Below are 23,303 nucleotides of genomic sequence, written 5' to 3'. Positions count from 1 at the left end.
TACTTTTGATTTTAGAGATGTTTCACGTGAAACATCAAGAAGAGAAACGTAATTCCTTTTTCTGATTAAAAATTACGCAAAGATAAGCAAGAATCTTCTTGTTTACGCATAAGTGCTTCCTGCTCGGTAGTTTTGTCTTTAAAACCTAACAGGTGAAGCACGCCATGTATGAGTACACGGTGCATTTCATCTTCAAAAGAGGTGCCGTGGGTGTTGGCATTATCGCGAACGCGGTCTACGCTTATAAAAATATCACCTTCAATCGTGCCTTCTTCATCGGCATTATTGAAGGTGATGATATCTGTTAGGGTGTCGTGGTCCAGATATTCCACGTTGATCTCGTGCAGGTAATCGTCGGAGCAGAAAATATAGGTGAGCCCTATTAATTCGCTGTCGTGTTGTTCAATTACAGATGCAATCCAATCTGATACTTTGTCTGGGTTCGGTAGCGTGAAATCAATATCCTCGCTAAAAAACTCAATTGGATGATCCATTAGTTGCTGTTACGATATTAAAGATTAGTTGTACCTTTTTTCCATTATCCAGGAAGTTAACCTCATCGCAGAGATTACGCATCAGGAAGATACCGCGGCCACCAGGGTTTTCCAGGTTTTCAGGTGCAGTAGGATCTGGTAAACTATCATAATCAAAGCCAGGGCCTTCATCTTCAACTTCGAAAAGCAGTTGGTTTTGCTCTACCTGCAGTGTAAGATAAACGTTTTTGTCTTTATCAAATTTGTTGCCATGGCGGATGGCGTTATTTACAGATTCCGTTACAGCAACCATAATGTTGCCATAAATATCATCTTCGAAATCAAATTCATCCTTGGAGTTATCGATAAAGCTCTCTATTACTCTGATGTTCTCAATTAGTGATGGAATCTGAATTTTAACCTGATTCATATTACTCGTTAAGTGTAACTATAGGTGCTTAATTATTACTTATATTCTGAAAGTACTCATTAACCTTCTGCTTGTAATACGGTGAAAGGGCAGGTGGTATTGTTTTAAGTAATTCCGTTTGTTTGTCTTTCGCTTTTAAATATTTTTCAAAGGAGGCAGGAACTTTGCGCGAAATGTCCTGCGCTGTTTTAGCCTCGCGTTTATTGTCCAATTCACGTTCCTTCATAGACCTCTCGGCTTGGAGCAGGCGTGTAAGGATTTCGCGCTGGCGCATGATGGTTTGCTCGGTCAAACGTTTATTAACGAGATCAGTTTCGCTTTGTTCCATCATCTTGCTAATATTTCCTAGTTCGCCGTTTTTGCCATTCTCGCCAGGTTTCTGGCTTTGCTTTTCCATTTCCTTCAGCGCATTTCGGAGAGCCTCCTGCTCAGCAGCCAATTTAGCTAATTCTTCAGAAAGTGTCTTACCTGTTTTGCCACCTTTTTTCAATTCTTCGATTTTTTTGTTCAATTCTTGCTGTATTTTTCCAAAATCACCGGGTTTTGGCTTAGCCCCCTTCTGTTTTCCGGCCATGTTTCCCTGCATTTGCTGCATTGCCTGTTGCATTTGCTTCAGGGCATCGTTCAGCATCAGGGCCAAGTTATTCATACTTGTCATAGCCAATTGTTGTTGTACTGTAGCTTTGCCAACGTTGCGATCACGAAGTTCCTGCATGCTGTTATCCATACTTTGATTCATGGCTGCTACTTCGCGTGTAACAAATGACTGGATCTGAAACACTTTCTTAGCGAGTGCCTGTAAACTATCTTCTACGACTTTAGCATTATCGCGGAGGTTTAGCTGTTGCTGCGATAGGGTAATAAAGCGTGGGTCGCTCTGGCTAACGCCGCGGAACGATTTCATTAGCGCTTCCTGGTCGTAAGAAAGCTTAATAAGGTTTTCAAGTATGTCGCGAAGGTTATCAAGGTTTTGTTGCATGCCGGCCATGCCCATGCTGCTCTGCATCTGCTCCATTTGCTGTGCCATCTGCTTCATCTTCTCCCCTGCTTTCTGCTGCGCTTCGCTGGCTTTTTTGTTTTGTTGCTTTTGTAGTTGCTGCTGGCTTTGCTGCATTTGTTCTTCTACCTGCTGCTGGTCCTGCTGTTGCTGCTGCTCATCCATCTGGGCAGGGCTCTCCAACTTTTCGTTCAGGTCCTTCAGTTCTTCCATTTGTTTCTTCAACTCATCGAATTCCTGTTTTATATCCTGCTGCTCCTGTTCCAGTTGTTTGTTATCAGCCAGTTTCTCAGATGTTTTTTCAGAAAGTTCTTTTTCTTCCTGCGCCAGCTCATCCAGTTTCTTGGTTACGTTGTCCAGCTTCTGATCGAATTGCAACTGCTTGAATAGCTCGAGGGCACGCTCCAGTTCTTTTTCGAGGTTGCGTTCGCGGTTATCCAGTTTGCTAAGTAGTTTTTGCAGTTCAGGATCGTTCTGGTTTTGCTCCTGTAGTAGTTTTTCGAGCTCTTCGTATAGTTTCTTTGTTTCCGGGTCAAGCAGGTCGTTCATTAGTTTTTGCAGCTCCTGCGCTTTTTCAGCCAGCTGTTTGTCTTGCTCGCTCAGCATGTTCTGCTTTTTGTTCAGCTCTTCAAACAACTCTTTCATCGAAGAGATATCCTGTTCCAGTTGCTTTTTCTTTTGTACCAGGTCTTCCAGCTGTTTTTTGTCCTGCCAGTTCAGGTCGCGCTTGGTTTTCATCTTCTCTTCAGATTTCTCTAGGTCCTGCTTCAGCTTATTCGATTTCTCTAACGATTTGCTTAATTGGCTGGAGATAGACTGGGAATTGCTGTCCAGTTCTTTTTGTAGTTCCTGCTTAGATGGGACCTTCAGTTCTAAAGTGCGCGTGCGTGTGCTTTTATGGCCGTGTATACCATCGTTATCCCAAACCTGTACAAAGTACTCCAGCCTGTCGCCGGGCTGCATATTAAGGCCTGCAGTGTTCCATTGGTAATAGTAAGTCTGGCTTTGCTGCTGCGGATTAATAGGTAATGGCCTGCTTTTATACTTGGTGTTAGGATTTTTATCGTTGCTGATGCGGTAAAACAGTGCGAGGCGTGTAAGGCCATAATCATCAGAAACATCACCTCCTAAAACAAGGAAACTATATAGTGCTGTATCCTGAAACTGCTCGATGCTGATCTGTGGGTGGCGATCTGGTATGGTGGTGATCTGGTAGCTGATCTGCTCTTTGTTGGTACTGTACTGGTTGCGCAGCTTTATAGTATAGTTCTGGCTTTCGCTGAATTTTTTACTCAGGCTAAAAGAGTCTCCCTCTTTTGTGGCAGCTATACTTTGAGAAGGTTCATCAAAAGCAAGGTTTATACTTTCTGTTTCGGAGGCTGTAAAACTCCACTTCAGTGTGCTGCCCTCAGGTATGGTAGCATTTCCAGTGTTCTGTACTACTTCCGGTTTCCGCTTCAAATAAGCCGGAAAGTTTACCTCCATCCGGAAGTCCTTCAGGTTGGGGCGCGAAAGCAGTTGCAAAGTATAAGTATCCGATGTAAAGCCCGAACCCTCTAGTTCAAAATCTACGGACTTTTGTGGTTGCTTAAAAGTATAAGTATAGCTGTTGCGGCCGTTGTTGTTTAGCTTTTGCCGGCGGCCGTTGTAAAGTATAAATACTTCGCTGGGTATGGCTTTGCCGGCTATGGCTACTTTTAATTCAAAGTCCTCCCCTCTGAAAGTCTGTAAAGGATTGGTTTCAACTATAAATTTAAATGGAGCAGCTGGTGCGTAAAACTTTTTATAGTGGATTATCCGCTCAGTGCCTTGCACAAATATGGCCGGATAAACGAGGGCAATAAGTAGGGCAATAATGGCCGGAAGGGCTACATACTTTAGCAGTGGCCGGTTTTCTTTAAACTTAACAGCATCTGTAAAATTAAAAGTAAGCAACTGGCCCGAGCGCTGCTCTATACTGGCGGCAATAAGCTCATTGGTGCGGTCTAAATCTTTTAACTGAATCGCATTCAGTAATTTATCTTTTATTTCGGGGTAGAAGCTGCCAACGCGCAAGGCGGCCTGCTCATCGGAAAGTACGCGTTTAAGATTGGCAAGAGCCGAGATGGGTAAGGCGATCCAGCGGATGAAAACATACAGCACAATGCCAACAAAGGAAAATAACAGGAAAGCACGAACATACTGTGGAAAATAAAACAGATACTCTAGTATGCTATACATGATATAGGTAGACAGCAGCAGGCCAAGGGCAAAAATGCTACCCCTGAGCAACATATTCAGGTAGAACTTTTTCTTGAACTCCTGGAGTTGCTGCAGCAATCTGTCAAGCGCATCATGTTGTTTCATAGCGTTGCTCCTTTGTTAGTACATGCCAGCCTTATCTTCAGATCCTGTAATTACTTGTATTTCAAAAGAAAAGCAGCGGAAAGGTGTACTAAAGTATAAACTATAGAAGCTTATACTTTAGTATAGTACCTAATCCAGTTCTAACAATACCGGGCAATGGTCTGAGTGTTTTGCCTCGGCAAGTATAGCTGCTCTCTTTAAACGGTCGCGCAGGTTATCGGTGGCCATGTTATAATCAATACGCCAGCCAAGATTTTTGTTGCGTGCCCCCGCCCGGTAACTCCACCAGGTATAGTTGTGTGGCTCTGGGTTAAAGTGCCTGAACGAATCTATAAAACCGCTCTCGATAAACTTACCCATCCAATTACGCTCTTCCGGCAAAAAACCTGAGCTGTTGGCATTGGATTTCGGGTTATGGATATCGATGGCCTGGTGGCAGATATTATAATCACCGCTGATAACAAGGCCTGGCAGCGTCTGTTTCAGGTCGCCTATGTAACCATAGAAATCATCCATCCACTGGAACTTGAAGTTCTGGCGCTCCTCCCCGCTCGAGCCTGATGGCATGTATACGCTCATTACCGAATGGGTGTCGAAATCAGCTCGGATTACACGGCCTTCGTTATCGTAGCAATCCATGCCGCAGCCAATCTGCACGTGGTTTGGTTTCTCTTTAGAAAGTATAGCCACACCACTATAGCCTTTTTTCAGGGCCGGGTGCAGGTATACGTTATAGCCCATATCTTCGAAAACGGCCTTGTCGAATTTATCTTCGCAGGCTTTAATTTCCTGCAGGCACAGTACATCAGGGTTTGCAGCCTTCAGCCAATCCTGAAATCCTTTGGAAAGCGCTGCCCGGATGCCATTCACGTTATAAGTAATAATTCTCATAATACTTTATGAAGACGTAGGAAATAAGACACTGGATCATTTACTTCTGGTAACTTATAGTCAATGATATTGAATCTTATGTCTCAAATCTGTTTTTAATTTATACTTGTTCTAGCCTATCAAAGTACTCCAGCACATGCCATTTAAGCATATTTTCCTGTTCGCGCAGGTTAGCAAACGGAATAGGTTTAACAGCTTTGTAATGTGGCCAACCTTCTTCGTCTAAGCGCTCTAGTTCATAATAACCGGATATGCTGAAAACCTTACAAGTGGCAATGTGCATGAGGTCCTGCTTCTGCTCTTTTGTGAAGTTAAAAATCCCTTGCCCCAGTTCCTGAATTCCGATCAGGAAAAGTATAGCATTCATATCGGGCTTTTTGCCAAACTGCTTCATAAGCGCAGCCCGGAGGTTGGTCCACCTATGTTCTAAGTTATCGGATGGTTCTACCATGTAATTGTTGCTCGTTACTGATTGCTGATTGTTATTATTATAGAGTCTACAACAATTAACAATCAGCGATTAAATATTCTGCGCTTTAAGTTCTTCCCAATATTCTACAGCACGGCGGAAGTGCGGTATTACAATAGAGCCACCTACCAGGTTTGCGATGGAGAAAATTTCAAAGATCTGCTCATCGTTTACACCTTCATCAAAGCATTTGCCCAGGTGGTATTTAATGCAATCGTCGCAACGCAGTACCATAGAGGCTACCAGGCCAAGCATTTCTTTTGTTTTTACATCAAGTGCGCCATCTGCGTATGTATTCGTATCGAGGTTAAAAAAGCGCTTAATTACTTTATTGTCGTAAGACATGATGCGCTCGTTCATGCGCGAGCGATATTCGTTGAATTCTTCTATCTGACTCATTGTTGTATGTTCTGTTGCTGTAAAAAGCTTAATAAAGTATAAAAGATAAAGTTACGCGAAAATACGGAGTTTATACTTATCCCCTGCCCTGAGACATGCTTGAAGACCTGTTGGCCTTATTTTTTCCGGAGAGTTGCTTTGCCTGTGATGGCGCTTTAGCCAGAGGCGAATCCTTTATATGTACCGATTGTAATGTAAAGTTGCCTTACACCGATGTGCACCTGCATGGCGGCACCGAACTGAACCCGCTACAGCGCCGCTTCTGGGGCAAAGTACCTGTTCGGTTTGCGTTTTCTTATTTATACTTCAGGCCGAAGGGGCGGGTACAAAAACTGTTGCACAAACTAAAGTATAAAGGTGGCCATGATTTAGGCGAGCATTTGGGCAAGCGGTATGGTACTATCTTAGCCGACCATAAGTATAACCAGCAGTTTGATGTTATAGTGCCAGTGCCCTTACACAAGTATAAATTGAGCCGCCGGGGTTACAACCAATCCGATAGTTTTGCAAAAGGGCTGGCTACTGCACTGCAACTGCCCTGGCAGGCAACCGGCCTAGCCCGCATAGAGAATACCACCACCCAGACCAGCAAAAACAGGTTAGACCGCTGGCAAAACGTGGAACATGTTTTTAAAGTATTGTCGCCTGAGTTGGTTGCTGGTAAACGGGTGTTGCTAGTAGATGATGTAATGACAACCGGTGCTACCCTGGAGGCCTGCACCGTTGCCTTGTTAGCCGCCGGCTCTACCGAAGTTAGCGTGATAACAATAGCGGCTGCTTAAATTATATTTTAAAAACTATAGCTTAGCGTTATACTTGCTGAGTTGGGGTTTATACTTCTTGTTTCGCTTCAGCTCATAGTTGTAGATAATCTCCCCTATTTCTTTAAAGAAAGGCAGGCCTGTTTCGTCGTACTCATACTTATTGTCGTTCAGAATGCCGTCGCTGTTCACATAGATCACTGCCGAAAGCATAAACTCGACATTGTTTTTGGTATCAACTATATAAGATGCATCCGTCAGGAAGCCGTAAGCCCAACCCGTTTTGTTATAGATGCGCATGTAATCCGGGATTTTGCTTTTACCTGACTTATATAAAAAGAACTTGGTATAGCTGTCGAAGAACTCGGTGGTATCATACTTTGGGTAATCGCTTTGGTAAGGCAGTTTACTCATGTACTCGTGCAGGAAAGTATAATCCTGTTGTGTCAGGTTAAAGCGCTTTTGGGCCGGCACCGATTCCGGAAACATCACCGCCTGTACCATTTGCTGCAGATCCTCGAGCGGCAGGTTGTTGTGGGTAGTAAAATCTATCGGCTCATTGATCAGTTTTTCATCCCAGTTATAGTGGCCTTTCCCTATCAGTATTTTTTTGCTAAAGTCGAATGTGGCCTTGCTGTAAGCTGCCGGCTGGGCATATACCAACTTTCCCTCCTGTAAAAATCGGATAGGGTTCGTATGCCTGTTTTCTTCTGGTGTCATGGGCGTAAACCGACGGGTTATGCGCACATCTTTATACCCTTTTTGCCACAGTTTCTCATTTAATGTTTGCTGCCCTACAAACTCATACAAGCGGTTGTAGGCATCGTTGTCGCTTACTAAAAATACCTTTTTAATATAATGTGCTATAGAAGGCAAGCCATTTTTGGAGGTGCTATCAGCAGCAACCTTGGTCTGTTTGCTGAAAGCGCTATCGGTAAGCATGGGCGTATACTTATCCAGGTTATTTACTTTAAGCTCATTGAGCTTTTCGAGAGCAAGTATAGCTGTGGGTAGTTTAACTGTAGAGGCAGGGTTGTAGTAGCGGTTTCTGTCTACGTTATAATAGGAATGCTTAAAATGCGGTTGGTTGTTTTTGTCCCTGTTGATGCGGGTATAAATGATCTGGTACTGATACGTATCAGGTTTATTTAAAACATCTTTAAGTAATGGAGAAGCTTGTCTCCGCAACATTCTTTTTAACCACGGATCATTTTTTTGCTGTGCAGAAACAGAAGTAGTTGTTCCTAGGAGCAGGCACAAAACTAACAAGCGCGAAATTCTCATGACTTATATCTGAATTAGGATCTTCTAATATAAGAAATTATGCTTGATCAGTAATATGATGTGCTCTAGTTGATAGGAAAGTATACCTGAAAAGGCATCAAGTTTGAAATGTTTTGAATTGTGAAGTATGAGGCTACAAAAAAGAAAAGCGCTCCTGTTTTAAGAACGCTTTTCTTTCTTTCCTTAAGATGTCTGCTTTTTATGAATATCCGATAAACTGGGCTCGGCATACTCTATTGTTTCAGCATCTTCCAGTGCATCCAGTTCCTTTTTTATTATAGCATAATCTGCATTAAAAGGGATTTCCAGCGAAAAGTAATGTTCGTTCAGGGCTTCTGAAACACAGCCAAGGTGTGTGAAGATATCGCGTATATCATCTATCTTCTTTGTCTCATCGTCAATTACCACATGCACGATAGAGTTACCTGAATATTCTACTGTTTCCTTGTATACCAGTTTGTTTTCGTCTGTATCAAATGTGGCGTGGACTATATCATTGGTTGCTACCAGCGGCGCATAAAAAGGGAGACTATCTATTTTATAGTGTCCTTTTTCTTTATCCACTACAACGGCCCAGAGTGCCTCTTCCATTTCCTGATCAAAGAGTTCGCTAAAAAACCTGAAAATGATTTCTTCGTGCTGAACAGCGTTATCCATAGTATGTATATTTTAGAGTAAGTATAAAAGCAAAAGCCCGGAACTGATTCCGGGCTTTTGTTATAAATAAAAATCTGATGCTTATTTGTTTGATCCGGCGTTGATCATAGCGCAACGGAAACCGATAGTTGCAGTTGCAGAATCCTGGGCCATGAAACGGCGTGTACCCGGAGATAACCAGTAAGCTACGTCTTTCCAGGAACCACCTTTAAATACACGAACTTCGTCGTTAATCAGTGAGTGGTAACCTTCGCTTGAATCATAGTTAGAAGAGTCATCCAGGAAACCATCACGACGGAACGGGTTCAGATCTTCAACATCCTGGTAAGAAAGCGGGCGGTAAAGATCCTGTACCCACTCGTTTACGTTACCAGCCATGTTATACAAACCGTAGTCGTTTGGCGGGTAGCTATAGATGTAATCTGTGATCATGGCGCCATCGTTTAGTGAGCCTGCAATACCTGCATAGTCACCACGGCCACGCTTAAAGTTAGCCATAAACTTACCCATCTGCTTGCCATATGGGTTACGAACCTGGTGGCCATCCCAAGGATAAAGTCTTCTGTTGTTCTGGTTTTCGTCGTCAGAGTACTGCGTTCCAATCAGAGCCTGTGCAGCGTATTCCCACTCAGCTTCTGTTGGCAGGCGGTAGTTCGGCAATACATAGCCAGATTCGATTGATGGTTTAGAACCTTCAGCAGGAGCTTCTTCAGCACCTTTCTTTTTTCTGCCGAAAAGGCCTCTTCTTCCGCCACCGCCATCTGCCTGCTGTGCCAGGTTTTCGTTAACCTTGGCAGTACGCCAGATGCAGTAATCGTTAGCTTGTAACCAGCTTACACCCACAACAGGGAAAAAGCGGAAACCAGGGTAACGCAGGTAATACGATACATAAGGGTCGTTAAAAGATAGTTGCTGCGACCATACAGTAGTATCAGGCAAAGCAGCCTGGTATACTTCCGGAAGCGAGTCGGCCTTTAGGTAATGAAGGTACTCCAACCAGTGTATGTTGGCAACTTCAGTCTCATCCATATAAAAAGATGCTACCGTAACAGTGCGCTCAATATTGTCGCGTGTCATGGCTACATCTTCTTCCATTGAGCCCAGGGTTGTGCGGCCACCCTCTATAAACACCAGGCCCGGACCTTGCGGAAATTCTGCATAGTCTGCTACCTGAAACGATTTCTCGTCTTCGTTATAGGCTATACCAGTGGCGGTACTAGTGTCACCAGGATCTGTGCTGGTGGGTTGTCCTCCTTTGGAGCAGGATGTAAGGATAAATCCTCCCACAACCACTACCGATAGATACTTAATAAGATTCATAAAATAGCACCCAATTTAGATAAGGTTCTTGTAACGTAGTTTAATGTGCAATTATAACTAAAATCAGAATGATGGGCAAACAATGCCGGTGTTAAATTTATTTGCAGAACGGTTCCGGAACAATTTATTTAAATCATTTCGTTCAAATACTAGCGATATTTCGTTGGCTCCGCCGGCCTGCTTGCCAAAACCTGCCAGGCCTACATCGTGGCTGAAACCTATTTTAAACTGCTCTAACTGCAGCCCTGCTATTACGGACAAGGCCTGATCTTGGTTAGCATCACCGGTTACAGGCACTCCTTTGTATATTAAACCTAACGTGAAGGGTGTATAAATAGTATGCAGGCCAATATCTGTTTTGCTAAAAAAATCCTGTTTGGTGTATGTTACCGATGGGGTAAAGCTTAATTCGAATAAACGGCCCTGATCGGTATAGTTGCGGGCGTAAAATTTATACCCCGTAGTGGCAGTAAAACGTATAGGCAGCCGGGTGGTTTCACCAAACCCATAGGCGGGTTTATTCAGGTGGGCAGCTGCAAAGCTAAACCATAGATTATCAGAGTATAAAAGCCCTCCGGCAGTAAAGCTGGCATAGTTGGTGGGCTCAAACGTATTGGCCTCTGCCGAGCTTACGGCTACCTTACCATTATCAGATAATTGATCGCCGAAAACCAGGTTATCATAGTTCAGGCGCAGGGAGGCTACAGTTACCTGCAAGCCAGCTGAAAAAGCCCATTTGCTGCTCAGATTGGTATGATAGGCATAAATAGCTCCGGCCTGTAATTTTTGTAATCCTCCTATACCGGCTTTATCCTGTTGCAGCAATAGCCCGATTGCACTTTTAGTACCAGCAAAGCTATAGTCGGCAGTGAGTTGGTTTGTTCTGAAGGAACCGTTTAGGGCGGGCCATTGGTTACGATGGGCTAAGCCTACGCTCCATTGGCGGCCTAATCCGGTAAAAGCCGGGTTCAGGTATATCCGGTTGGCATATTGCTGCGTTAGTTGCACATCCTGTGCCTGGGTTGTAAAAACCCAGATATAAGCTAAACAGGCGCAAATCGCTTTTTTTACGGACATCTTTATACTAAACAAACAGCAACAGAGAGTTAAATAAAAGGAGGCTAACTATAATTTGCATGGTTTTAGCTATAAATTATATAGTTTAGCTTTACTGTATCTATCAACCACCGTTATGAAAAAATTAGTAATTGGCTTTTTCGTATTTCTGGCGCTACTGTTTGCAGCGGCAGCGCTAGTTCCATTTCTTTTCAAAGATAAAATTAAACAGGCCCTGGACAAACAGATCGCCAAGAATATAAATGCGAATGTTATCTATAATACAGATGACGTAAGCCTTTCTCTTTTCCATGATTTCCCGGATATGTCTTTAGGCGTTGAGAACCTCACCGTAGTAGGTAAAGATTCTTTTGCCACCGACACTTTAGCCCGCATTCCTGCCTTTAGAATGGGCTTAAACCTGATGAGCGTAATAACCGGAAACGAGCTTAAAGTAAACAAAATTACGCTTGATGAGCCTGTAATACGCTTGCTGGTGTTAAAAAGCGGTAAAGCTAACTGGGATATTTACATTTCTGATACGGCTGCAGTTACTCCTGCCGATACTGCTGCAAGCAATTTTAAAATGGCCATAAAAGGTTGGGAAGTGAACAATGGAACACTTTTTTATGACGACCTGAGCATTCCTTTTGGTTTAGCTGGCTATAATGTGAACCATACCGGTAGTGGCGATTTCGAGAAAGATGTGTTTGATATGGTTTCTAAAACCACCGCTGATCGTTTTACCATGACTTATGATGGTGTGAATTACATCGAGAATGGTAAGCTGAACGCCGATGTTACCATGGCCATGGACCTGAACAAATCGCTTTATACTTTTAAAGACAACAAAATTCAGTTAAACGAGCTGCCGTTTACTTTTGCCGGTACCATACTTATGCCGGACGAGAACATGGATTTCGACCTGACCTTTAAAGCTACCGAAACAGACTTTAAACATGTGCTTTCGGTAGTGCCCGGTATGTATACTGAGCAGTTTAAGGATATTAAAACCGAAGGTAAACTGAGTTTTGACGGCTACTTTAAAGGCCGCATGAACGATACCCTGATGCCTGGTTATGGTACCGATCTGAAGATCATAAATGGTATGTTCAAATACCCTGACCTGCCTCAGGCCGCCCGCAACATTAACGTAGATATGCGCATCGATAACAAAGACGGTAATACTACAAATAATCTGCTGGTTGATGTGCGCAAACTACACCTGGATCTGGGTAAAAATCCTGTAGATGCAAAAGTATTGGTAAAAGGCCTGGAGCCGATGGACGTAGATGGCAACGTGAAAGCAAGTATAGATCTAGCCGAGATCACAAAAGTTTTTCCGGTGGAAGGTATGACACTGCGTGGCTTGCTCAAAGTAGATGCCGATGCGAAAGGTACTTACTCTGAAACCAAAATGCCGGTAATAGATGCCGATATGCGCCTGACAAATGGTTATGTGAAGTCTAAAGATTTCCCTGCTCCTATTCAAGGCCTGAATATGGTAGCCAACATACTTAACACCACCGGCAACACCGACGATACCCGCATCAATATCCAGAACTTTAATATGAGTCTGGATGGCGAGCCACTTGCTGGCCGTGCGCTTATTCAAGGTATAGATAAGCCTGCTTTCGACTTCAACATTAAAGGTATACTTGACCTTACAAAGCTGACGAAGATCTTCCCGCTGGATGATATGAAAGTATCGGGGCGCATAAACGCTAACGTGGCTGCTAAAGGCAAAATGAGCGACATAGAAGCCGAGAAGTATAACAACATTACTGCCAGCGGAACTATGGCTATCAGTAACCTGAACTTTGTAAGTACCGACCTGCCGCAAGGTATGAAAATAGCCTCTGCCAATGCTGTGTTCAATAATGAGCGTATTCAGCTGCAGAACATGAGCGGCCATTTAGGTAAGAGCGATATTCAGGCCAATGGTACTATCTCTAACTACATGGGTTATGCCCTGGCTGATAACCAGTCGTTGCGTGGTACTATAAACCTGCGCTCTAATACCTTTAATGTAAACGAGTGGATGGTGGATGAAAATACCGGCGAAACCGTTGCTGCCACCAAAGAGGCAGAAGGTGTGGTAGAGGTGCCCGCCAACTTAGACCTGGTACTGAAGGTAGATGCCAAACAAGTGCTTTACGATAACCTGAAACTGAACAATGTGAATGGCCAGGTGCAGGTTAAAGACAAAATTGCAAAACTGCAGGGCGTTACCTTTAATACCTTGGGCGCTACTTTTGCTACCAGCGGAAGTTACAATACCCAAAGCCTGCAGCATCCTCTGTTCGATATGAAGCTGGATATTAAGAACCTCCAGTTTAAAGAAGCTTTCAACACCTTTAATACTATAAAGGCTATAGCACCAATTGCAGGCTTGCTTGATGGTACGTTCTCTACCAAGTTTAATTTTGCAGGCGAGCTGGGCCAGGACATGACCCCGATATTCAAAACAATGGATGGCGAGGGTATTGTGCAGGTAATACGGGCAGCGGTGAGCAACGTAGCCGTCGTAGATAAGATCAGCAGCCTTACCCACTTTGATGAGCTTCGTAATTTTGTGGTAGAAAACCGCTATATAGATGCCGAGATCGTAGATGGCAGCCTGGTTATTAAGCCATTTGATATGAAAGTAGGCAACGTTGAAATGACAGTAGGCGGCTCTAACAACATTAATGGTAACATCGATTACATTACAGCCCTAAATGTACCGGCTGGTAAAGTAGGTAAAGAGCTTAACTCGCGCCTTGCCGGGCTTATTGGCAACGAAAAACTGGCTGGCTCTGAGCGCATAACACTTAATCTGAATATTGGCGGTACGCTGTCGAGCCCACGTGTGGCGCTGGCAGGCGGTAGTGCTAAAGCGCAGGCAAAAGACCTGGTTAAAAATGTAGTGCAGAATAAGCTGGATGATGCAAAGCTGAAACTGGAGCAACGCAAGCTGCAGGCTCAGGACAGTATAAAAGCAGAACTGGACAAGAAGCGAGTGCAGGCAGAGCAGAAAGCCCGCCAGGAATTGGATAAAAAGCGCCTGGAGGCCGAACAGCAGTTAAAGCAAAAAGCGGGCAACAAGCTTAACGACCTGCTAAGATCCAGAACAAGACCTGCCGCCAAACCCGATACAGCAGCTACAGGTAACTAGTTAAAGTATAAAATGCTTGAAGTATAAAGTATAAGCTACTTGTAGTTTATAATACAACAAAAAGGCAGCAGAAGCTTATATCTGCTGCCTTTTATTTTTCCTGCTTATATAATTTAGTACAACATTGCGCCGTTCTTAAAACTCAGAAGTGCTAAAGGTATAGATGTAAAGCCTCTGAATAAAAAAATATAGCAAATAACTGATTCTTCATTTTGTCTTCATCTTCGGGTCAGATATTTGCTGCGTAACTTAAATAAAACAACACGTATGAAAAGAAACTTCATTTTCCCTCTGATGCTGTGCGGCCTGTTAGGTTTTAGCGCATGCAACGACGATAGCGAAAACACGGGTACTGCTAAAATGCAGGTTCGTATGACAGATGCTCCCGGCGACTACGAGGAGGTTAATATTGATATCAAATCGGTACAGATTATTAAAGAGGGAGATACTGACGAGGCTGATTGGATCACGATGGAAGAAATTCATCCGGGCATTTATAACCTGCTGGATTTTGCGAATGGCCGCGATACCTTACTTGCCAGTGCTAACCTGCCTGCAGGTACAATCTCTCAGATCCGTTTGATATTAGGTGATAACAACACGCTTAAATTAAAAGATGGCACAACGGTAGCGCTTAAAACACCAAGTGGCCAGACATCCGGTATTAAACTGAAAATTGATGCCGAGCTGGAAGAAGATGTTACGTACATGCTGCTGCTCGATTTTGATGCTGCTAAATCTATAGTACCAAGAGGAAATGGCCAGTATAACCTGAAGCCCGTTGTTCGTACTATTACACAGGCAATTGCCGGTGGTATTAAAGGTAAGGTAACTCCTGCCGAGTATAAGCCCGGTATTTATGTTATCTCAGCTGCAAACGATACCATAGGTGGTTTTGCCAACGATAACGGCGACTTTTTGATCAAAGGCGTGCCAGCAGGTACTTACAAAGTTAAGTTCTACACCGAAGGCAATGCGCATGACAAAACTATAGAGAACGTAAGCGTAACGCAAAATCAGGTAAAAGACCTTGGCACAGTAGAATTGCCAAAAGAATAATGTAAGACGCTAGATATAAGATACAGGACTACAAGTATAAAATCTGAAATTTTGACTTTGTACATTAGTTCAAAATCTAGCTGATATCAAATAAAAAGGAGCTCTTCATCATAAAGAGCTCCTTTTTATTTGTCTAGTATCTTATCTCTAATGTCTTAATACACCTGGCCCATCAGCTCACGCACGTATGTAACATAATCGGTGTTTGGCGGTGTGTGGCCGTTTTTGCGCAGGTCGGTGGCAACTTGTGCCCGGTGGTACGTGGCGTGGTTAAAAGCATGCGTTAAAATATCGAGCACACGCGTGCTATACTTATTGCCCTGGCTGTTGGTATAGTCTATCAGGCGGTTAAATTCAGTTTCGTCGGCGTTGGCTACAATTTCGGCCAGTTTGTAAGATGCCGATTTGTGCAGCTCCTTTAGTTGCTCCAGGTTATGCTCCTGCCATACTTTTACCGGGCTCGTTGTGCCTGTAATGCGCGCTATCCAGATGGCCTGTGCGTTCAGGGCGTGGCTCATTAAGCGGGCCGCATTGTTAGGTACATGCGGTAAGCTGCTGAACACATCCAGCATGGTCTGGTTGGCCCAGATGTTATATTCTGATAAGTTCTTCAGTACGTCGTTTCCTGTCATTTTCTTAGCGTTCTCTTTTATCTTCCCAAATTAAAGTTTCGTTTGTGCGCTTCTCGGCAAAGTCTGTGCAGCGGCCATCCCCTTTTCCGGTTATACCGCCATCCGGCTCGCAAAGCTGGTTGCCATCTTTATCAAACAGCTTACCCGGAATGTCGCAGCAGCGACCCGTCAGGTAGTATACTTCCTGGTTGTTATAAGTATAACGGTATACTTTAGCCGGAGGGTTGGCAGGTGCCTCCTGCTCCAGTTGCTGTATAAGCTGGCTAAGCCACGGAGCTTGTGAGTTTGTATTGGCTCCAGTTGTTTTACAGCCTGAAGCAAAAGCTAGCAGCAATGCAAGTGATGCCCAAACAGGCATTTTTTTCATAGTCATAGAGGCGTGTTTTTTTTTAAGAGGCGCAAAGGTACGCAATAATTCAATTACGAATTATGGGTTTAGAACTACGAATTTTATACTTGTATTTAATAGAGTGGAATAAGAAAAGCCTGCTTCTAAGCTAGACTCAGATAATCTAAGAGATAAGGAAGGAAAACGATTGTACCAACAATAGCTGCCGTAATAGCGGCAACCAGCACCGCCGCTGCTGCCAGGTCTTTGGTTTTGCCGGCCAGCGGGTTATGCTGCGGCGACACCAGGTTGGTAAGCGTTTCGATGGCAGTGTTGAAAATCTCGGCAGTTATGACCAGACCTATACTTCCGGCCAGTAGGCACCATTCCAGTTTAGTAACCCTGAAAATGATACCGGCAAGTATAACCCCGATAGCAGCCAGTATGTGCAGGCGCATGTGTGGCTCCGAACGCACAGCCGAGTTTATACCTTTAAAGGCAAACTTAAAGCTGTTATAGCGCTTTTTGAAGTAACTCTCCAATGGGGATTATAATTTAAGAATAGGTTATACTTAGTAAGTCCGTTTCAAGTTAACAGATTTATACTTAGCCGAACTATAATTTAGCTGCCAAACTCCGGTTTAAGCTTGTCTATAAATACTTTCCTGAACTTCTCTACTTTTGGCCGCACCACAAATGCGCAGTAAGGCTGGCTTCCGTTGTTTAAAAAGTAATTCTGGTGGTAATTTTCGGCCGGGTAATAATTGGTTAAAGGCTCGATGGCCGTAACAATAGGGTCATCGAAAGCGCCAGACTCATCTAAAGCCAGTTTATACTTTTCGGCTAGCTGCTTTTGCTCCTCGTTGTGGTAGAAAATAACAGAGCGGTACTGCGGGCCAACATCGTTGCCTTGTCGGTTTAAAGTGGTTGGGTCGTGGGTTTCCCAGAACACGCGCAGCAGCTCTTCGTAGCTGATTACGTTAGGATCAAAAGTTATTTGTAGCACCTCTGCGTGGCCGGTGGTGGCGCTGCAAACCTGCTTATAGGTTGGGTTTTCCACATGGCCACCTGCATAGCCCGACTCTACTTTTTCCACACCTTTTAACTGTTGAAAAACTGCCTCAGTACACCAAAAGCATCCATTTCCGAACGTTGCTATTTCCATTTACTTATCCTCTACTTTGATAATTTAGTCTTTATATTTCAGTGCATCCGCATTTATACAGTAGCGCACTTGGGTTGGTGTACGGGCATCTTCAAACAAATGACCTAAATGCTGCCTGCATTGGCTGCACAAGAGCTGTATCCGCTCCCGGCCATACGTATCCAGCGGGTTCTGCTCTACATTGTCGCCTACCTGTGCCCAAAAACTTGGGAAGCCCGAACCAACACTAAATTTATACTTTGCACTGAACAACACCTGCCCGCAGTTAGAGCAAGTATAAACGCCGCTTTCCTGCTCATTCCCGCTTGGGTCTACTTTCTGGTTGCGTACGAATAGCATGTAAAGCTACATGAGATATTTTGTCTATAGCGCGAGCGAGGATGCTCGCGGCATGTATAAATTGAAACCTATACTTCCTTTTCCAAATCCTCTATGGGCACAAATTTAAGGGAGAGTGAATTTACACAATGGCGGATATTTTTCGGTGTAAGGTATTCGCCTTCGAATACGTGGCCCAGGTGCGCGCCGCAGTTAGCGCAAACAATTTCGGTACGGCGGCCATCGGCATCTGGTATGCGTTTTACGGCGCCGGTTATTTCATCATCAAAGCTTGGCCAGCCGCAGTGCGACTCAAACTTGTACTCCGAAGTATAAAGTGGCGCGTTGCAACGGCGACACAAGTATACGCCTTCTGCTTTATTATGCTCATACTCACCGGTGCCCGGGTATTCGGTGCCTTTGTAAACTATAATGCGCTCTTCTTCCGGGGTAAGCTTGTTATATTCTGATGGGTCTTTTGCAATTTTCATAGGTTATGCTTTGCTGTTGCTCTGTTTATACGTGTGGTTTTAAGAACAGCGAAAAGTTAAGAAGGTTTTGGTAAATCTATAGTTGTGATAGCTATTTATCCCGCAGGTTTGAGCGCAGCGGTAACTTGTGGGAAGTATGGCAGCCAGTTTGTAACTGGAGAAAGTGTGATTGCGGAAAACGCCAGTTACAAACTGGCCTCAAAGTATAACCACAAGTTGCGCTGCCACTAAACTTGCGGGACTTTGAGGAAATTAGAATGGTAAATCATCTTCCTCAACTTCATACAATTTATAAAGCCTTTGCTCCTCTTTGAGAAGTACGCTTAAACCATCTTGTGTAATCCTATATGCATAATAATCTTCACGTCCATCAACTTCATTTTCTTTTTGAAGGAGACCTAGCTTTTCCAGCTTAATTGATGAAATATCAACTCTAGGATCTCTTATTTTAAGTGTTTCTTTTATATGCCATAAACTTAGCCCAGTAGGAGAGTTGGTGGCTGTTGCTAGAAGTACAGCTAAGAAATTAAAATCAATTTCAGATAGATTTATATCAGTGATTTGAAAGTTAGAGTTTGAAGCTTTGTAAGTATTTATACTTTTTATCAAACCTATCCTTTCAATCTCCTTTTTAATTAAAGAACACGCAAAATTTAGAGCAGAAGTAGAGTCGCCATCTGATCTTTTGGGCTCATAATCCGCAGTCGTTACCCCAAGTAAATCTGTCGGAAAATGTAGATCAATACCTCTAGGTTTAACTATAAAGCATCTCTGTTTACCGATAGTACCAATAAATAAGCCAAGTTCAAAAATCACGTTGTCTCTAACTATCTTCTCTTCAGCATTTCTTATTGTAGCTATATCATCAGGAGAGAAGATAAAGACTGCAAAGTCAACAGAAAATGCTTTCTCAATTAGAGAGTCTATTGTGTTGTTTGATAATTTAAATGTTCCGTTTCTCCAAATAGTAACTTCACATGAATGATCAAGATTCTCATTGATAGCATCAGCTATTTTTAAACTTTCTGCTGAACATCCAATAAACAATCTCGGCTTTCTTTCCATCAGTATTAGACTTTGAATTATATATAAGTATAAATATAGCAAAAGCTACAAGAATTTGCATAAAACAAAAAAGCAGCCCCTTCCGGAGCTGCTTTTCATTTATCAGTAAACTATAGTTCTTACTTCAAGCTGCCGATCATATCTTCTGGGCGTACCCACTCGTCGTACTGCTCGTTGGTAAGCAGTTCCAGCGCGATAGCTGCCTGGCGAAGGGTTGTGCCTTCTTTGTGGGCTTTCTTCGCTATTTTGGCTGCGTTGTCATAACCGATGTGCGGGTTAAGGGCTGTTACCAGCATCAGCGAGTTCTCCAGGTTTTCTTTGATACGGGCTGTGTTCGGCTCTATGCCTACAGCGCAATGCTTGTCGAACGAGTCGCATGCGTCACCGATCAGCTGGGCGCTCATCAACAGATTGTAGATCATCACTGGCTTGAACACGTTCAGCTCGAAATGACCATTCATGCCACCAACCGAGATAGCCACGTCGTTACCAATCACCTGCGCGCAAACCATGGTCATAGCTTCTGCCTGTGTAGGGTTAACCTTACCTGGCATGATAGAAGAACCCGGCTCGTTCTCAGGGATCAGGATCTCAGCAATACCAGAACGTGGGCCAGAAGCCAGTAAACGGATATCGTTGGCAATCTTCATCAGCGATACAGCCAGTTGCTTCAGGGCGCCAGAAGTCTCAACTATAGCATCGTGTGCAGCAAGTGCCTCAAATTTGTTAGGAGCCGTGATGAACGTATGACCGGCAAACTGAGAGATCTTCTCGGCAACCAGCACATCGTAACCAGCCGGTGTGTTAAGGCCTGTACCTACCGCAGAACCGCCAAGGGCCAGCGTGCTCAGGTGCTCCAGTGTGTTGCGAAGCGCCTTCATGCCGTAATCCAGCTGGGCTACATAACCAGAAAGCTCCTGACCAAGTGTAAGCGGCGTAGCATCCATCAGGTGCGTACGTCCGATCTTCACCACATCCATGTAAGCTTCTGCTTTGCTGTTAAGGGTGTCGAGTAGTTTTTTAACCAACGGCAAGGTATGCTCCACCACTTTTTTGTAAGCGGCAATGTGCATCGCTGTCGGGAAAGTATCGTTAGAAGACTGCGACTTGTTTACGTCGTCGTTCGGGTGGATCTTCTTTTTCTCGTCCATCAGGTTGCCACCCAACAGTACGTGCGCACGGTTAGCTACCACTTCGTTCACGTTCATATTCGACTGCGTGCCCGAACCTGTCTGCCAAACTACCAGCGGGAACTGGTCTGCCAGCTTGCCTTCCAGTATCTCGTCGCAAACTTTACCGATTATCTCAGCTTTGTCCTGTGCCAGTACGCCCAGCTCTGCGTTGGCAAATGCAGCCGATTTTTTAAGTATAGCAAAAGCCTCGATCACTTCCTTCGGCATCAGCTGGCCACCGATGGTGAAGTTCTCTTTAGAGCGCTGCGTCTGGGCGCCCCAGTATTTGTCTGCAGGCACCTCTACAGGGCCCATCGTGTCTTTCTCTACGCGAATTTGCATATAGTTTATACTTAGGTTTAAAGGATCAAAATTGTCGGCGGCAAAACTACGAAAAAGAGTTCTGAGTTCTGAGTCTCGGGTTACGAGTTATTTCAGGATTCCCCAAAGACCGGTACTTGTTTTTGCTCCACTTTTAAGGGTTTGCGCACCTGCCTGGTTACGTACTTCTTTTCCTGCTCAAAGGCTACAATTTTAAGCGTTATGTCCAGACCTGTTACTGTGTTGCTGTTCCTGAAAGTGGCGTAAAGTGTGCTGTCGGTGGTTTTAGGAGTCTCAGCGAGCGATACCTTTTTGTAGTCGGAAATAATGCCGGTACCCTGCGCGAAAGTATAAGGTTTCCAGCCATCTACATCCGCCACAAACTTCTCTGCCGATGCTTTATTCATAAAGTAATAGTCGATGTTTCCGCTGGCATTTACCTGTGGCAAACTCGGTAATAAACCTAATCCAAAACCCACTACCGGGCTCACAGTAGAGGAAGCAATTACAGAAGCGCCTTTTGTTACCAGTTTGGTCATGTTCTTTAGGTCTTCCACCGATTGCTGTCCCACGCCAATCCAGTAAACCCAATGCACCGTATTAGCCGGTAACTTAAACGGCACCGACACGCGGCTTGGGTTCAGGTTTGCCATAGATGCCACTCTGAAGGTTTTATCAATCAAAGTAACAGGTGTCAATTCGCCCTTTACCAATACTTTTTCGGTTGTGGTGGCCCAGGTAGTATCATTTTTGGTTTTCCAGGTGATGTTAGAATTGAAGTGGCGGGTTTCATCTTTCTCAGGCAGGCGTTTTATACTTAGCCGTGCAGGTATAGCTTTATCGGAGGCAGTTGAAAGTATAAACTTATAAACCTGCTTTTGCGGCACGGTCAGTTTCAGGTCTTTTATTTTTTTCAAGCCTTTGCTGTTATACACCACAGCTCCAGAAGTATATTCCTGCACTTCCAGGTTTATAGCCTCACCAGCTTTATCGGGGTCAATAGCTATAACTGCCACATCGCCCTTCTGGAAACCATAAAAATATACTCCCTGCTGGCCATTTGCCGGTATGCTTATACTTTGCTCAGTTACGGTAATTGCTCTCTTCTGTGCTATAGTCGCCACGCTCCATAGCAGCATCATTACCAATAAATTATACTTCATTTTATACTTTCCGGAAATCCGGGTGCAAAGATAAGGACTAAGATTTTTAAGATGGAAAGATTTTAGGATTTGGTTGATGGTTTAGGTGTTGCTATAGTTTTATAGTTGCTGTGGTCCAACTACCCCCAACCCCTCAGAGCTACGCTCGCTACCTTCGAATTCTCGTTCTCACTTGTCCTCAAGGGGACAGTTCTGCAACTGCTATACTTCCGGTTATAGTTTTGTCGGTATAGTCCACGGGCGGACAGGTGCGACCTGTCCCTACGGAATATACCGACAATTCTCGGAGCTTATCGTTTCAAAGTATAGAATATAGGAAACTGTCGAACTGATATCAGTCTTGGGGTTGAGCGCCTTTGATTTGTTGCGGTGCCGTCAGGCAACCCGAGGTACGAGGGTAGCTTCAAATCAGCAGCGCGATGCCCTTATCGAGGGCCCCTACCCCCGCCGTGAGGGCCCCAAAGCTAACTATGCAACTATAGATAAGTTAAGCTCCCAGGATTAGAAGCAACTATGAAAGTTTAGCTTGGTTCAGGAAAGTATAAACTGCAACTATAGGACAATTAAGATTTCACGACTGACGCTCGAAATGACAAAAGAAAAACTATAAAACTAGAAGCTCAACTACCTTATCACCCTCTTCTCTGATTCCTCAGCAAGCAAGGCAATCATTTCCAACTGAATAGGTTTAAGGTAGGTAGTATTCAGGTTGGTGTTGTCTTTAAAATCGACGAGGTACTGGCCTTCAGCGCCCAAGTATTGGATGCGTGTTATATCTTTCATGCTGTAGGCACGGTTCTTATAAAAGAAGTTCGTAACACGTATTTCTTCCCGATCTATGGTTACGTGCCAGCGCATGGCGTACCAGCCAACTGCTCCCGAAATAAGCAGCATAAGTATGAGTAGTATGTTGTAGTATCTGTTAGAGCGCGGCCCCTCCTGCTGCAGCATGTACTTTTTGTAATGATCATACTCGTGGCCTAATAGCGCACGTTGTGCCAGCCGCAAAGGTATAACTGCCAGCGTAAGGCCAATCAGCAGGCCTGGGGCAAAAAGAGCATCAAAGTTTGGAGTAAGTACATATAAATGTGCGCTGGAAGTATGCAATATACTTGATATCATGGCCAGCATACCTGCACTGAAAACCGACAATACGCAGGCAAAAAAGAAGTACGCTATCGTTAGCCGCAGTTCCTGTTTTTGTGCATATTTTACCTCATCTGGTGTAAGGGTTTGTGCATTCGGTGCCGTCGACATGCTGCGTAGGGCATAACGCACCACCGGCAACAAAACGGCTACTGCAAAAAAGCTGATAAGGAGATTTCTAATTATTTCAATCATAAGAACTA

Annotated in this window: 23 protein-coding genes; 3 read left to right on the top strand and 20 right to left on the bottom strand. The window is 44.1% G+C overall.

Annotated elements, in window-relative coordinates:
• Positions 1-65: 65 nt before the first annotated feature.
• From ybeY to LWP20_RS01120, 6 genes are all read right to left on the bottom strand, one after another.
• On the bottom strand, positions 66-494 hold the full coding sequence (ybeY, locus tag LWP20_RS01145) for an rRNA maturation RNase YbeY (protein WP_242926276.1): 429 nt from the start codon (positions 492-494) through the stop codon (positions 66-68).
• On the bottom strand, positions 478-903 hold the full coding sequence (locus LWP20_RS01140; RefSeq protein ID WP_242926275.1) for an ATP-binding protein: 426 nt from the start codon (positions 901-903) through the stop codon (positions 478-480). The genes ybeY and LWP20_RS01140 overlap by 17 nt, the downstream gene beginning before the upstream one ends.
• A gap of 28 nt (positions 904-931) precedes the next feature.
• Positions 932-4,246 carry a DUF4175 family protein gene (locus LWP20_RS01135; RefSeq protein WP_242926274.1) on the bottom strand — a complete coding sequence of 1,105 codons (3,315 nt, stop codon included), beginning with the start codon at positions 4,244-4,246 and terminating at the stop codon, positions 932-934.
• Between the two features lie 129 nt (positions 4,247-4,375).
• A complete protein-coding gene (locus tag LWP20_RS01130; protein WP_242926273.1) occupies positions 4,376-5,137 on the bottom strand; it encodes an exodeoxyribonuclease III in 762 nt (253 codons plus the stop codon).
• A gap of 100 nt (positions 5,138-5,237) precedes the next feature.
• A complete protein-coding gene (locus LWP20_RS18415) occupies positions 5,238-5,588 on the bottom strand; it encodes a hypothetical protein (RefSeq protein WP_242926272.1) in 351 nt (116 codons plus the stop codon).
• 69 nt (positions 5,589-5,657) lie between these two features.
• Entirely contained in the window at positions 5,658-6,005 is a 348-nt protein-coding gene (locus LWP20_RS01120) for a carboxymuconolactone decarboxylase family protein (protein ID WP_242926271.1), read from the bottom strand.
• A gap of 95 nt (positions 6,006-6,100) precedes the next feature.
• On the opposite strand from LWP20_RS01120, the gene LWP20_RS01115 reads away from it, so the two are divergent.
• A complete protein-coding gene (locus LWP20_RS01115; protein ID WP_242926270.1) occupies positions 6,101-6,787 on the top strand; it encodes a ComF family protein in 687 nt (228 codons plus the stop codon).
• Between the two features lie 15 nt (positions 6,788-6,802).
• Here LWP20_RS01115 and LWP20_RS01110 read toward each other — a convergent pair whose 3' ends face one another.
• The 4 genes from LWP20_RS01110 to LWP20_RS01095 form a co-directional block, all read right to left on the bottom strand.
• The gene (locus LWP20_RS01110; RefSeq protein WP_242926269.1) at positions 6,803-7,957 is read right to left on the bottom strand and encodes a serine hydrolase; all 1,155 of its coding nucleotides are present in this window, start codon (positions 7,955-7,957) and stop codon (positions 6,803-6,805) included.
• Positions 7,958-8,233: 276 nt separating this feature from the next.
• Positions 8,234-8,707, bottom strand: a complete 474-nt coding sequence (locus LWP20_RS01105; RefSeq protein ID WP_242926268.1) for a DUF4265 domain-containing protein — start codon at positions 8,705-8,707, stop codon at positions 8,234-8,236.
• An 81-nt stretch (positions 8,708-8,788) separates the two neighbouring features.
• Positions 8,789-10,027: a gliding motility lipoprotein GldJ gene (gene gldJ / locus LWP20_RS01100; RefSeq protein ID WP_242926267.1), complete on the bottom strand. Its 1,239-nt coding sequence runs from the start codon at positions 10,025-10,027 to the stop codon at positions 8,789-8,791.
• 63 nt (positions 10,028-10,090) lie between these two features.
• Complete coding sequence (locus LWP20_RS01095; RefSeq protein ID WP_242926266.1) at positions 10,091-11,104, bottom strand: PorP/SprF family type IX secretion system membrane protein; 1,014 nt, start codon at positions 11,102-11,104, stop codon at positions 10,091-10,093.
• A 115-nt stretch (positions 11,105-11,219) separates the two neighbouring features.
• On the opposite strand from LWP20_RS01095, the gene LWP20_RS01090 reads away from it, so the two are divergent.
• Both LWP20_RS01090 and LWP20_RS01085 read left to right on the top strand, forming a co-directional pair.
• On the top strand, positions 11,220-14,240 hold the full coding sequence (locus tag LWP20_RS01090; protein ID WP_242926265.1) for an AsmA-like C-terminal region-containing protein: 3,021 nt from the start codon (positions 11,220-11,222) through the stop codon (positions 14,238-14,240).
• A 267-nt stretch (positions 14,241-14,507) separates the two neighbouring features.
• Complete coding sequence (locus LWP20_RS01085; RefSeq protein ID WP_242926264.1) at positions 14,508-15,299, top strand: DUF4382 domain-containing protein; 792 nt, start codon at positions 14,508-14,510, stop codon at positions 15,297-15,299.
• Positions 15,300-15,454: 155 nt separating this feature from the next.
• Here LWP20_RS01085 and LWP20_RS01080 read toward each other — a convergent pair whose 3' ends face one another.
• The 10 genes from LWP20_RS01080 to LWP20_RS01035 form a co-directional block, all read right to left on the bottom strand.
• Positions 15,455-15,931 (bottom strand): DinB family protein, encoded by a 477-nt coding sequence (locus tag LWP20_RS01080; protein WP_242926263.1) that lies wholly within the window; start codon positions 15,929-15,931, stop codon positions 15,455-15,457.
• 4 nt (positions 15,932-15,935) lie between these two features.
• On the bottom strand, positions 15,936-16,304 hold the full coding sequence (locus LWP20_RS01075; RefSeq protein ID WP_242926262.1) for a DUF6970 domain-containing protein: 369 nt from the start codon (positions 16,302-16,304) through the stop codon (positions 15,936-15,938).
• 119 nt (positions 16,305-16,423) lie between these two features.
• On the bottom strand, positions 16,424-16,801 hold the full coding sequence (locus tag LWP20_RS01070) for a diacylglycerol kinase family protein (RefSeq protein WP_242926261.1): 378 nt from the start codon (positions 16,799-16,801) through the stop codon (positions 16,424-16,426).
• A gap of 80 nt (positions 16,802-16,881) precedes the next feature.
• Positions 16,882-17,424, bottom strand: a complete 543-nt coding sequence (gene msrA, locus LWP20_RS01065) for a peptide-methionine (S)-S-oxide reductase MsrA (protein WP_242926260.1) — start codon at positions 17,422-17,424, stop codon at positions 16,882-16,884.
• A 24-nt stretch (positions 17,425-17,448) separates the two neighbouring features.
• Positions 17,449-17,763, bottom strand: a complete 315-nt coding sequence (locus LWP20_RS01060) for a peptide-methionine (R)-S-oxide reductase (RefSeq protein WP_242926259.1) — start codon at positions 17,761-17,763, stop codon at positions 17,449-17,451.
• 68 nt (positions 17,764-17,831) lie between these two features.
• The gene (locus LWP20_RS01055; RefSeq protein ID WP_242926258.1) at positions 17,832-18,233 is read right to left on the bottom strand and encodes a methionine-R-sulfoxide reductase; all 402 of its coding nucleotides are present in this window, start codon (positions 18,231-18,233) and stop codon (positions 17,832-17,834) included.
• Between the two features lie 252 nt (positions 18,234-18,485).
• Positions 18,486-19,298, bottom strand: a complete 813-nt coding sequence (locus tag LWP20_RS01050; protein ID WP_242926257.1) for a TIR domain-containing protein — start codon at positions 19,296-19,298, stop codon at positions 18,486-18,488.
• A 119-nt stretch (positions 19,299-19,417) separates the two neighbouring features.
• Positions 19,418-20,812, bottom strand: coding sequence for a class II fumarate hydratase (gene fumC, locus LWP20_RS01045; protein ID WP_242926256.1), 1,395 nt, complete (start codon positions 20,810-20,812; stop codon positions 19,418-19,420).
• 92 nt (positions 20,813-20,904) lie between these two features.
• A complete protein-coding gene (locus tag LWP20_RS01040) occupies positions 20,905-21,954 on the bottom strand; it encodes a hypothetical protein (protein ID WP_242926255.1) in 1,050 nt (349 codons plus the stop codon).
• 624 nt (positions 21,955-22,578) lie between these two features.
• Positions 22,579-23,295, bottom strand: coding sequence for a hypothetical protein (locus tag LWP20_RS01035; protein WP_242926254.1), 717 nt, complete (start codon positions 23,293-23,295; stop codon positions 22,579-22,581).
• Positions 23,296-23,303: the final 8 nt, after the last annotated feature.

This window comes from Pontibacter vulgaris, from assembly GCF_022758145.1.
Lineage (GTDB): Bacteria > Bacteroidota > Bacteroidia > Cytophagales > Hymenobacteraceae > Pontibacter > Pontibacter vulgaris.
This window is presented reverse-complemented; position numbering and strand designations above follow the sequence as displayed.

Bases quoted from the DNA above. Each gene is read 5' to 3' on its own strand.
- ybeY (WP_242926276.1), bottom strand. From the start codon at position 494: ATGGATCATCCAATTGAGTTTTTTAGCGAGGATATTGATTTCACGCTA.
- LWP20_RS01140 (WP_242926275.1), bottom strand. From the start codon at position 903: ATGAATCAGGTTAAAATTCAGATTCCATCACTAATTGAGAACATCAGA.
- LWP20_RS01135 (WP_242926274.1), bottom strand. From the start codon at position 4,246: ATGAAACAACATGATGCGCTTGACAGATTGCTGCAGCAACTCCAGGAG.
- LWP20_RS01130 (WP_242926273.1), bottom strand. From the start codon at position 5,137: ATGAGAATTATTACTTATAACGTGAATGGCATCCGGGCAGCGCTTTCC.
- LWP20_RS18415 (WP_242926272.1), bottom strand. From the start codon at position 5,588: ATGGTAGAACCATCCGATAACTTAGAACATAGGTGGACCAACCTCCGG.
- LWP20_RS01120 (WP_242926271.1), bottom strand. From the start codon at position 6,005: ATGAGTCAGATAGAAGAATTCAACGAATATCGCTCGCGCATGAACGAG.
- LWP20_RS01115 (WP_242926270.1), top strand. From the start codon at position 6,101: ATGCTTGAAGACCTGTTGGCCTTATTTTTTCCGGAGAGTTGCTTTGCC.
- LWP20_RS01110 (WP_242926269.1), bottom strand. From the start codon at position 7,957: ATGTTGCGGAGACAAGCTTCTCCATTACTTAAAGATGTTTTAAATAAA.
- LWP20_RS01105 (WP_242926268.1), bottom strand. From the start codon at position 8,707: ATGGATAACGCTGTTCAGCACGAAGAAATCATTTTCAGGTTTTTTAGC.
- gldJ (WP_242926267.1), bottom strand. From the start codon at position 10,027: ATGAATCTTATTAAGTATCTATCGGTAGTGGTTGTGGGAGGATTTATC.
- LWP20_RS01095 (WP_242926266.1), bottom strand. From the start codon at position 11,104: ATGTCCGTAAAAAAAGCGATTTGCGCCTGTTTAGCTTATATCTGGGTT.
- LWP20_RS01090 (WP_242926265.1), top strand. From the start codon at position 11,220: ATGAAAAAATTAGTAATTGGCTTTTTCGTATTTCTGGCGCTACTGTTT.
- LWP20_RS01085 (WP_242926264.1), top strand. From the start codon at position 14,508: ATGAAAAGAAACTTCATTTTCCCTCTGATGCTGTGCGGCCTGTTAGGT.
- LWP20_RS01080 (WP_242926263.1), bottom strand. From the start codon at position 15,931: ATGACAGGAAACGACGTACTGAAGAACTTATCAGAATATAACATCTGG.
- LWP20_RS01075 (WP_242926262.1), bottom strand. From the start codon at position 16,304: ATGACTATGAAAAAAATGCCTGTTTGGGCATCACTTGCATTGCTGCTA.
- msrA (WP_242926260.1), bottom strand. From the start codon at position 17,424: ATGGAAATAGCAACGTTCGGAAATGGATGCTTTTGGTGTACTGAGGCA.
- LWP20_RS01060 (WP_242926259.1), bottom strand. From the start codon at position 17,763: ATGCTATTCGTACGCAACCAGAAAGTAGACCCAAGCGGGAATGAGCAG.
- LWP20_RS01055 (WP_242926258.1), bottom strand. From the start codon at position 18,233: ATGAAAATTGCAAAAGACCCATCAGAATATAACAAGCTTACCCCGGAA.
- LWP20_RS01050 (WP_242926257.1), bottom strand. From the start codon at position 19,298: ATGGAAAGAAAGCCGAGATTGTTTATTGGATGTTCAGCAGAAAGTTTA.
- fumC (WP_242926256.1), bottom strand. From the start codon at position 20,812: ATGCAAATTCGCGTAGAGAAAGACACGATGGGCCCTGTAGAGGTGCCT.
- LWP20_RS01040 (WP_242926255.1), bottom strand. From the start codon at position 21,954: ATGAAGTATAATTTATTGGTAATGATGCTGCTATGGAGCGTGGCGACT.
- LWP20_RS01035 (WP_242926254.1), bottom strand. From the start codon at position 23,295: ATGATTGAAATAATTAGAAATCTCCTTATCAGCTTTTTTGCAGTAGCC.